This window comes from Kitasatospora sp. MBT66 (assembly GCF_000710405.2).
In the GTDB taxonomy this organism is placed as follows: Bacteria; Actinomycetota; Actinomycetes; order Streptomycetales; family Streptomycetaceae; genus Kitasatospora; species Kitasatospora purpeofusca.
Genome location: NZ_JAIY01000007.1, coordinates 295,875 through 306,235, shown reverse-complemented (window position 1 = coordinate 306,235; position 10,361 = coordinate 295,875). Strand labels below are relative to the sequence as shown.

Sequence of the window (10,361 nt, the reverse complement as noted above, 5' to 3'; positions counted from 1 at the left end):
CGCCGCCGAACACCGCGCCGCAGGCATCGCAGCAGGCCCCGCAGCAGGGCGGCTACGGCTACCCGCCGCCCGCCCCGCGCTCGGGCTACGGCTACCCCCAGCAGCCCCCGGCGCCCGCTCCCGGCTACGGGTACCCGCCCCAGCAGCAGCCGGGCTACGGCTACCCGCCGCCGAACACCGCGCCGCAGTCACCGCAGCAGGCCCAGCAGAGCCAGCAGGCGCCCCAGGCCCAGGCCCAGCCGCCCGTCCCGCAGCAGCCGGCCCCGCCCGCCGAGGAGTTCGCGCTTCCCCCGCAGGGCCCTCAGTTCCAGCCGCGCTGAGCCCGCCCACCCCGAGGCGTCGGGGCACCGGGGCACCGCCCCGAGCCCCCGTCCCGGCCTCACTCCGTCTTGTACCCGCGCTGCCACTGCATCCCGAAGCCGTACAGCCGGTCGATGTCCGCCTGGAACCCGTTCACGTACCGCACCTCGCGCCGCACCGTGAGCGTGTTGTCACCGGTGTTCTCGATCAGCACCACCGCACAGGACCGGGCGGCCGACGCCCGTTCCTCCAGATGGACCTCGATCCGCGGCCCGGACTGCGGCACGATCGTCACCACCGCGTTGGTCTGTTCGAAGGCCGGCGTGCCGTCGTAGATGTACACGAAGATCAGCAGCCGCTTGAACTGGTCCTTCTTCTCCAGGTTGACGTACATCGTCTCGCCGGACGGCGCCCCGTACTGGTCGTCGCCGCTGAGCTTGATGTACGGCGGGTGCTGGAGGTCGCCGAAGAAGCCGCCCAGCGGCTGCACCACGCCCCGCTTGCCGTCGGTCAGCTCGTACATGCAGGCCAGGTCGAGGTCCACGTTGACCTGGGCGTTCTGGCTGGCGTCCGGCTCCATCGGGCTGAGGATCCGCGGGCTGAACACCCGCCGCAGGGAGTCCCTGGTGCTCGTCCTCGGGGCTCCTATCCGGGTGGTCCAGTGCAGATTGACGTAGAGGTAGCCGGTGGTCGCCGCCGCACCGGTGATCGCGTGGTGCGGCGAGGACTTGGTCAGGGTGACCTTGAACTGGCCACCCGTGTCGAGGGCGTTCCGTTCTCCGCGCAGGTACTCCCAAATCGAGGCCATGCCGTCCTCCCCCAGCCGCGCCAGCCGTTCTGACGGTCCGCCGCTCCATGATCGGGCATCAGCCCGCCCGCGGGTACCCGAAGTCCCCTACCCGCCGCCGCCCGCCGGACACCGGCCGGACACCGGCGGGTCGATTGGCGGGGCGAAGCTCACCTCCCGTACCATGCGGCCACTTCGGACGCGATATCGTCTAGCCGCACAGGTGTCCCGCCCGCCCGCCCGGGCGCGTCGGCGCACCCGTCCGACGACGACGCTTCGTCAGGCCCGGTCCCGGGGACGGATCCTGATCATCGTGTCGCACTTGAGACCTTTGTCCCCTGCGGAAACCCGAGGCCCGACCCGCAATGAACCTGACCTCCATACAGCTGGTCTGGACCGTCATCGGCGGTGTAGCCCTGCTGTTCACCGCCATCCTGGTGGCGACGCTGCGCTTCAAGAACAACAACCGGAAGGACGAATCGAGCGACTCCTGGGAGCGCAGCGAGGAACGCCGCCGACGCAAGGAGATGGTCTACGGGATCTCCTCCTACGTCCTGCTGTTCTGCTGCGCCGGCGTCGCGGCCGCGCTGTCCTTCCACGGCCTGGTCGGCTTCGGCAAGGAGAACCTCGGCCTCTCGAACGGCTGGGAGTACCTGGTCCCGTTCGGCCTGGACGGCGCCGCGATGTTCTGCTCGGTGCTCGCCGTCCGCGAGGCCAGCCACGGTGACGCGGCCCTCGGCTCCCGCCTGCTGGTCTGGGTGTTCGCGGTCGCCTCGGCCTGGTTCAACTGGGTGCACGCCCCGCGCGGCATGTCCCACGACGGCGCCCCCGAGTTCTTCTCCGGCATGTCGATCTCGGCCGCGATCCTGTTCGACCGCGCGCTGAAGCAGACCCGCAAGGCCGCGCTGCGCGAGCAGGGCCTCGTCCCGCGCCCGCTGCCGCAGATCCGTATCGTCCGCTGGCTGCGCGCGCCCCGCGAGACCTACGCCGCCTGGTCGCTGATGCTGCTGGAGAACGTCCGCAGCCTGGACGAGGCCGTCGACGAGGTGCGCGAGGAGCGTCAGGCGAAGCTGGACGCCAAGGTGCGAGCCCGCAGCGCCGACCGCCGCGAGCGCGCCGAGCTGAAGGCGATCTCCCGTCAGTCGGGCGGCATGCTGTCCCGCAACCGCGCCGGCCGCCAGGTGCCCGCCCTCGCCGCTGCCGGAGACGGCCCGACCGCTACGGAGCCTGCCCTAGCCGTTGAGGTGGACGCCTTCTCCTCCCGCACCTCCGGCTCGCTGCTGGACTCCGCGCCGCTGAGCGCCCTGGAGACCCGCCGCTCGCGCGGCTCCGAGTCGGCCTCCGGCTCGTCCTCCGCCTCGTTCTCCTCGTCGCTCTCGTCCTCGTCGTCGCTCTCGTCCTCGACGACCTCGACCTCGGCCTCGTCGTCCTCCTCCGCCTACCGCTCGACGGTGGACCTGACGCCGGACGACGACACCCTGTCGATGCCCAAGCTCGACTCCCTGGAGCGCAAGCTGCGCGCCATCGAGCAGCAGCTCGGCTGAGCAGCGGCACCCACGCAGAACGCCGAACGGCCGTTCCCCACTCGGGAGGAACGGCCGTTCGGCGTTCACCGGGAAGGCCGGGAGGACCGGCAAGACCGGCAAGACCGGCAGGACCCGGCGGACCGGCGGAACCGGCAGAACAGCTCTAGCTGTCGCTGCCCACCAGTTCCCGGTCCCCGTCGCCGCCGCCGTCGGCGGCCTCCCGGCGGTTGCGCAGGACCGAGGAGCCGAGCGCGAGGCCGATGAAGGCGACACCGATCAGGCCGGTGACGATCTCCGGGATGTGGTACTCGATGCCGACCAGCAGGATCACCGCGAGCGCGCCGATCGCGTAGTGCGCGCCGTGCTCCAGGTAGACGTAGTCGTCCAGGGTGCCCTTGCGGACCAGGAAGACGGTCAGCGAGCGGATGTACATCGCGCCGATGCCGAGGCCCAGGGTGATCTGGAAGATGTCGCTGGAGATGGCGAACGCGCCGACGACGCCGTCGAAGGAGAACGAGGCGTCCAGCACCTCGAGGTACATGAAGAGGAAGAACGCGGCCTTGCCGCCCACCTGCACGATGGACTTGCCGGTCTTCTCCTGCGCCTCCTCCTTCTCGGCCTCCTCCTCCAGGCCCGCCTCGAAGACCGAGGAGAGGCCGTTCACCGAGAGGTAGGTGATCAGGCCGAGCACACCGGCGAGCAGGACCGTCTCGGCGTGGTCGGCGGCGAAGAAGTTGGCCGCCAGCAGCAGGGTGACCAGGGCGACGACGGTGGAGAAGGCCTCCAGCTTGCCGACCTTCTCGAGCGGGCGCTCGATCCAGGCCAGCCAGTTGTAGTCCTTCTCCTCGAAGATGAAGTCGAGGAAGATCATCAGCAGGAAGACGCCGCCGAAGGCCGCGATGGCCGGGTTGGCCGCTTCCAGGTACTGGCCGTAGGTGAGGCCCTCGTAGGTCTTGTCGCTGTGCAGGGCGAGGTCGACGACCGTGGCCGGGTTGAGGTGCGCGGTGAGGCCGACGACCAGCAGCGGGAAGATCAGCCGCATACCGAACACGGCGATCAGCACGCCGACGGTGAGGAAGATCTTCTGCCAGTACGGGTTCATCCGCTTCAACACCGTGGCGTTGACCACCGCGTTGTCGAACGAGAGGGAGATCTCCAGGATGGAGAGGATCAGCACGATGCCGAATCCCTCGGCTCCCCAGAGCAGGCCGGCGGCGATCAGCCCGAGAATGGTGATCGCGAATGACCAGCCGAATGTGCGGAGGAACACGGGACTTGGTTACCTTTCGGGTTCATGGCGTCGACGAGGTCGACGTTCGCCGGGATTGCGTCCGGACGCGCGTGCGCGCCGAACGGAACGATCACAGCGATGAGGGCCTTTACTGTACGTTTACGCCGAAATCGAGGGCAATGCCCCGCAGGCCCGAGGCATAACCCTGGCCCACCGCGCGGAACTTCCACTCGCCGGCGTAGCGGTACAGCTCGCCGAAGATCATCGCGGTCTCGCTGGACGCGTCCTCGGTGAGGTCGTAGCGGGCGATCTCCTGACCGTCCACCGAGTTGACCACCCGGATGTAGGCGTTGCGGACCTGGCCGAAGTTCTGCCCCCGGTTCTCGGCGTCGTAGATCGACACCGGGAAGACCACCTTGTCGACCTGCGGCGGCACCAGGTCCAGGTTGACCAGGACGACCTCGTCGTCCCCGTCGCCGTCGCCGGTGAGGTTGTCGCCGGTGTGCTCGACCGAGCCCTCGGGGCTCTTGAGGTTGTTGTAGAAGACGAAGTACTCGTCACCCAGCACCCGGCCGCTGGAGCACAGCAGCGCGCTCGCGTCCAGGTCGAAGGGCGCGCCGGTCGTCGACCGGGCGTCCCAGCCGAGACCGATCTGCACCTGCGTCAGATTCGGCGCGGCCTTGGTGAGCGAGACATTGCCACCCTTGGCGAGCGTGACACTCATTGGCGGTCCTTCCTCCCTTGCCTCCCGGGGCGCATCTCAGGTCTATTCCCCCGCGACCCCGGCCGGCCCCTCCGGGCCGGCTGAACTTTCCTGAACTCCCATCCTTCCAGTGCCGCCGAGCAGGTCGTAGCCCGGGCACGGCAAACCCCGCGCCGACACAAGGCGAACGGCCGGGGCGGCCGCCGACGCTCTCGCGTCCGCGGCCGCCCCGGCCGTGGTTCACCACCGGGCCGTCACCGGCCCCGCCCCGACTCAGACGTTGACGCCGAAGTCCTGGGCGATGCCGCGCAGGCCGGAGGCGTAGCCCTGGCCGATCGCGCGGAACTTCCACTCGGCGCCGTTGCGGTACAGCTCACCGAAGACCATGGCCGTCTCGGTGGAGGCGTCCTCGGTGAGGTCGTACCGGGCCAGCTCCTTGTTGTCCGCCTGGTTCACCACGCGGATGAACGCGTTGCGGACCTGGCCGAAGTTCTGCGAGCGGTTCTCGGCGTCGTAGATCGACACCGGGAAGACGATCTTCTGCACGTCGGCCGGCACGGTCGCCAGGTTGACCTTGATCGCCTCGTCGTCGCCCTCGCCCTCACCGGTGAGGTTGTCACCGGTGTGCTCGACCGAGCCGTCCGGGCTCTTCAGGTTGTTGAAGAAGACGAAGTTGCCGTCCGCGCCGACCTTGCCCTGGTCGTTGCAGAGCAGAGCGCTGGCGTCCAGGTCGAAGTCCGTGCCCGTGGTGGTACGGACGTCCCAGCCGAGGCCGACCAGTACGGCGGTCAGGCCCGGGGCCTCCTTGGTGAGCGAGACATTGCCGCCCTTGCTCAGGCTGACACCCACTTGTCCTCCAAGATTCGGGAGGCACTCCTCGGTGCCCCCGTGGTGCGGTCCGAAGCCCGGCGGCGAACCGCCCGAGCCTCTGACCAGCCAACGGACCGATCGTAGTGCGGGGTTCCCGTCCGCGCCGGGGAACCGCCCGGACCCGGCGCCCGGGACGCCCCCGAGCAGGCCGGGAACCGTGCGTCCCGGGTGCCCCGGACGGCTCAGAGCGCGCCGAGGGCCGCCAGGTACTCCTGCTCGTCACGGGCGTCCGGCAGGCCGTTCACGACGCTCCAGCGGACCACGCCGGCCTTGTCGATCACGAAGGTGCCGCGGACCGAGCAGCCCTTCGTCTCGTCGAAGACGCCGTAGGCGCGGGAGACCTCGCCGTGCGGCCAGAAGTCGGAGAGCAGCGGGAAGTCCAGGCCCTCCTGCTCGGCGAAGATCCGCTGGCTGAACGGCGAGTCGTTGGACACGCCCAGCACCTGGACCTCGTCGTTCTGCAGGCGCGGCAGCTCCTTCTGGATCGCGCAGACCTCGCCGGTGCAGACACCGGTGAACGCGAACGGGTAGAAGACCACGACGACGTTCTTGTCACCCCGGAAGTCGGAGAGCCTGACCAGCTCGCCGTGCTGGTTCTTGAGCTCGAAGTCCGGAGCCTCGGTGCCGATCTCGATGGCCATGCGGTGACCTTTCCCACTCGACGCGACTGGGCCGCGCGGGTGACGCGGCGTGCGCCATCCTCGCATTCGCCGAGGCCGGTTGAGCCGGACGGGTGAGGGCTGCGCCGTCCGGGGCCACCGCTTTCGCCCTGGGCGAACGGTTCGGCCGTCCGGGTTCCGGCGCCCCGGCCGATCGGGTTCCGGTCCCCCGGGCGGCCGTCCGGGGGCACCGGGGAGAACCGGGGAAAACGGACCGGGCCCCGCCGGAGGGAGACTCCGGCGAGGCCGTCAGGCAGGACTCAGCGCTTGGCCGGCTTGGCCGTCGACTTGGTCGCCAGGCGGGTCGCGGCCCAGTCCTTGGCGATCGCGATCGAGCTGGTCTGGGAGAGGCCCGCGGTCTTCGCGGCATCGGCGATGTCCGAGGCCTCGATGTGGCCGTCACGGCCGGTCTTGGGCGTCAGCAGCCAGATCAGGCCGCCCTCCGCCAGGTATTCCAGGGCGTCGACGAGGGAGTCGGTGAGGTCTCCGTCGTCGTCGCGGTGCCACAGCAGGACGGCGTCTGCGACGTCGTCGTAGTCCTCGTCGACAAGATCGGTCCCGGTGATCTCCTCGATGCCCTCGCGGAGGTCCTGGTCACTGTCTTCGTCGTACCCCAGCTCCTGGATGATCTGGCCCTCGTCGAAGCCGAGACGGGCTGCCGGGTTGGACTTGTCCGCGGGGTCCGCGGTCGCGCTCACGGGAATAACCTCCAGTATTCGGCCCGGCATCCATGCCGAGGCTGTGGCCGTAGTCCACACGGGCGCGGCGGTTCGCGCAAGTACCCGACCCCCGATCCCCTCCAAAGGTTGACGTGTCGCACGGGAACACGCCGGGCGACGTGTCGGGAATCACACCGATTTGCCCTTCTCTGCACAAGACAAGGATGCTTCGGGAGGTCCCGGTCCACAGGCCGTACGCACGCCCGAGATGCGAACAGCATTCGGGTCCGCGCGTGCGCGGGCGTAGAGTCTCCTGTTGGCCCTCACCCCGGCCGTCCGCCATCGGACGGGCGGGAAACCAGGTCGGACCACCTCTGTTCGTAACACCCGGGGGTGTGCGGCACGGACGACGCTGTCCGAACCGCACATCGCCAGACCGTTCCTTCTGTTGGGCGGAACGGTTACCGATCGGTAGAGATGACGGATCTCCGAGCGCGGTAGCACGATGGAGGCGGCGCGACACACCTCAGTTTCGACCGACAGTGAAGGAACAGCGTGGCTTCCGGATCCGATCGCAACCCGATCATCATTGGCGGCCTTCCGAGTCAGGTCCCGGACTTCGATCCCGAGGAGACCGCGGAATGGCTGGAGTCGCTCGATGCGGCCATCGACGAGCGGGGGCGTGAGCGTGCCCGTTACCTGATGCTGCGGCTGATCGAGCGCGCCCGCGAGAAGCGTGTCGCCGTGCCCGAGATGCGCAGCACGGACTACGTCAACACCATCGCCACCAAGGACGAGCCGTTCTTCCCCGGTAACGAGGAGATCGAGCGCAAGATCCTGAACGCGACCCGCTGGAACGCCGCGGTGATGGTCTCCCGGGCGCAGCGCCCGGGCATCGGGGTTGGTGGGCACATCGCCACCTTCGCCTCCTCCGCGTCGCTCTACGACGTCGGCTTCAACTACTTCTTCCGGGGCAAGGACGCCGAGGGCGAGTCCGGCGACCAGATCTTCTTCCAGGGTCACGCCTCCCCCGGCATCTACGCCCGGGCCTTCCTGCTGGACCGGCTCACCGAGCAGCAGCTCGACGCCTTCCGCCAGGAGAAGTCGAAGGCCCCCTACGGCCTCTCCAGCTACCCGCACCCGCGGCTGATGCCGGACTTCTGGGAGTTCCCGACCGTCTCGATGGGCCTCGGCCCGCTCGGCGCGATCTACCAGGCCCGGATGAACCGCTACCTGGAGCACCGGGGCATCAAGGACACCTCCGACTCGCACGTCTACGCCTTCCTCGGCGACGGCGAGATGGACGAGCCCGAGTCGCTCGGCCAGCTGTCCCTGGCCGCCCGCGAGGGCCTGGACAACCTCACCTTCGTGGTCAACTGCAACCTGCAGCGCCTCGACGGCCCGGTCCGCGGCAACGGCAAGATCATCCAGGAGCTGGAGTCGCAGTTCCGCGGCGCCGGCTGGAACGTCATCAAGCTGGTCTGGGACCGCAGCTGGGACCCGCTGCTCGCCCAGGACCGCGACGGCGTCCTGGTGAACAAGCTGAACACCACGGTGGACGGCCAGTTCCAGACCTACGCCACCGAGTCCGGCGCGTACATCCGGGACAACTTCTTCGGCGGCGACCTGCGGCTGCGCAAGATGGTCGAGAACATGACCGACCAGCAGATCCAGCACCTGGGTCGCGGCGGCCACGACCACGCCAAGGTCTACGCGGCGTACAAGGCGGCCCGCGAGCACAAGGGCCAGCCGACCGTCATCCTCGCCCAGACCGTCAAGGGCTGGACGCTGGGCCCCAACTTCGAGGGCCGCAACGCGACCCACCAGATGAAGAAGCTGACGGTCGAGGACCTCAAGCGCTTCCGCGACCGGCTGCACCTGCCGATCACGGACAAGCAGCTGGACGAGGGCTACCCGCCCTACTACCACCCGGGCAAGGACTCGGAGGAGATCCAGTACATGCACGACCGCCGCAAGGAGCTGGGCGGCTACGTGCCGACCCGCAAGGTGCGGCCGAGGCAGCTGGAGCTCCCGGGCGACGACGCGTACAAGGCGGTCAAGAAGGGCTCCGGCAACCAGACCATCGCCACCACCATGGCGTTCGTCCGGGTGCTCAAGGACCTCATGCGGGACAAGGGCATCGGCAACCGCTTCGTGCCGATCGCGCCCGACGAGTACCGCACCTTCGGCATGGACTCGCTGTTCCCGTCGGCGAAGATCTACAACCCGCTGGGCCAGACCTACGAGTCGGTCGACCGCGACCTGCTGCTGGCCTACAAGGAGTCGCCGACCGGCCAGATGCTGCACGACGGCATCTCCGAGGCGGGTTGTACCGCCTCGCTGATCGCCGCCGGCTCGTCCTACGCCACCCACGGCGAGCCGCTGATCCCGGTCTACGTCTTCTACTCGATGTTCGGGTTCCAGCGCACCGGCGACCAGTTCTGGCAGATGGCCGACCAGCTGGCCCGCGGCTTCGTGATCGGCGCCACCGCCGGCCGCACCACGCTGACCGGTGAGGGCCTGCAGCACGCCGACGGCCACTCGCACCTGCTGGCCTCGACCAACCCCGGCGTCGTCGCGTACGACCCGGCGTACGGCTTCGAGATCGCGCACATCGTGCAGGACGGTCTGCGCCGGATGTACGGCTCCAGCGCCGAGCACCCGCACGGCGAGGACGTGTTCTACTACATGACCGTCTACAACGAGCCGATCAAGATGCCGGCCGAGCCGGAGAACGTGGACGTCGAGGGCATCCTCAAGGGTCTGCACCGGTACGCCCCCGGCACCGCCGGCCAGATCCCGGCCCAGATCCTCGCCTCCGGCGTGGCTGTGCCGTGGGCCCTGGAGGCCCAGCGGATCCTCGCCGAGGAGTGGAACGTCAAGGCCGACGTCTGGTCCGCGACCTCCTGGAACGAGCTGCGCCGCGACGCGGTGGAGGCCGAGGAGTTCAACCTGCTGCACCCCGAGGAGCCGCAGCGCGTCCCGTACGTGACCAGCAAGCTCCAGGGCGCCGAGGGCCCGTTCGTCGCCGTGTCCGACTGGATGCGCGCGGTGCCGGACCAGATCTCCCGCTGGGTGCCGGGCCAGTACCAGTCGCTGGGTGCCGACGGCTTCGGCTTCGCCGACACCCGCGGTGCGGCCCGTCGCTTCTTCCACATCGACGCGCAGTCGGTCGTGCTGAGCGTGCTCACCGAGCTCGCCAAGCAGGGCAAGGTCGACCGCAGCGCGCTGAAGGACGCGATCGACCGCTACCAGCTGCTCGACGTGGCGGCGGCCGACCCGGGCGCCGCGGGCGGCGAGGCCTGAGCGCCCCGCTGATCCCCTGAGGGGCCGGTCCCCCCGCCGTGTGCGGGGGGACCGGCCCCTCGCCGTTTCCCGGCGCGCTCCGGCTGCCTCTTAACCTTCCCGAGAGTCACCCTTAAGGTGTCCCGAGGGGGGCGAGGGGAGGGGGGCCGGGTACCGTGCGCGCACCGAGGACGGGGGCCTTCCCCCTGGCGTTGCTGGTCGGGGTGACGACCGGCGCCCTGCTGTCCCAGCTGCTGCCCGCTCCGGAGGAGATCGGCGGGCCGTCGGTGGCCCTGCCGGCCGCCTCGGACCGGGCCGTGGCCGGACTGGTGCCGGTGCCG

Annotated in this window: 8 protein-coding genes and 1 pseudogene; 3 read left to right on the top strand and 6 right to left on the bottom strand. The window is 69.5% G+C overall.

Going from position 1 to position 10,361, the window contains the following annotated elements; all coding sequences use genetic code 11:
* Positions 1-320, top strand: a pseudogene (locus BI06_RS50995) (TerD family protein); the annotation flags it as partial.
* 59 nt (positions 321-379) lie between these two features.
* Here BI06_RS50995 and BI06_RS20885 read toward each other — a convergent pair.
* Positions 380-1,108 (bottom strand): Tellurium resistance, encoded by a 729-nt coding sequence (locus BI06_RS20885; RefSeq protein ID WP_030395858.1) that lies wholly within the window; start codon positions 1,106-1,108, stop codon positions 380-382.
* Positions 1,109-1,452: 344 nt separating this feature from the next.
* Here BI06_RS20885 and BI06_RS20880 point away from each other — a divergent pair, with 344 nt between their 5' ends.
* Positions 1,453-2,631: a DUF2637 domain-containing protein gene (locus BI06_RS20880; protein ID WP_043470443.1), complete on the top strand. Its 1,179-nt coding sequence runs from the start codon at positions 1,453-1,455 to the stop codon at positions 2,629-2,631.
* Between the two features lie 145 nt (positions 2,632-2,776).
* Here the strand turns inward: BI06_RS20880 and BI06_RS20875 are convergent, their stop codons facing one another.
* The 5 genes from BI06_RS20875 to BI06_RS20855 form a co-directional block, all read right to left on the bottom strand.
* Entirely contained in the window at positions 2,777-3,883 is a 1,107-nt protein-coding gene (locus BI06_RS20875) for a DUF475 domain-containing protein (RefSeq protein WP_030395856.1), read from the bottom strand.
* 109 nt (positions 3,884-3,992) lie between these two features.
* Positions 3,993-4,568, bottom strand: coding sequence for a TerD family protein (locus BI06_RS20870; protein WP_030395855.1), 576 nt, complete (start codon positions 4,566-4,568; stop codon positions 3,993-3,995).
* 252 nt (positions 4,569-4,820) lie between these two features.
* The gene (locus BI06_RS20865; protein WP_030395854.1) at positions 4,821-5,396 is read right to left on the bottom strand and encodes a TerD family protein; all 576 of its coding nucleotides are present in this window, start codon (positions 5,394-5,396) and stop codon (positions 4,821-4,823) included.
* A 203-nt stretch (positions 5,397-5,599) separates the two neighbouring features.
* Complete coding sequence (locus BI06_RS20860) at positions 5,600-6,058, bottom strand: peroxiredoxin (protein ID WP_030395853.1); 459 nt, start codon at positions 6,056-6,058, stop codon at positions 5,600-5,602.
* 278 nt (positions 6,059-6,336) lie between these two features.
* Positions 6,337-6,774 carry a DUF3052 domain-containing protein gene (locus tag BI06_RS20855; RefSeq protein WP_030395852.1) on the bottom strand — a complete coding sequence of 146 codons (438 nt, stop codon included), beginning with the start codon at positions 6,772-6,774 and terminating at the stop codon, positions 6,337-6,339.
* A 516-nt stretch (positions 6,775-7,290) separates the two neighbouring features.
* Between BI06_RS20855 and aceE the strand changes: the two genes are divergently transcribed.
* Positions 7,291-10,041: a pyruvate dehydrogenase (acetyl-transferring), homodimeric type gene (gene aceE, locus BI06_RS20850; RefSeq protein WP_030395851.1), complete on the top strand. Its 2,751-nt coding sequence runs from the start codon at positions 7,291-7,293 to the stop codon at positions 10,039-10,041.
* Positions 10,042-10,361 lie beyond the last annotated feature (320 nt).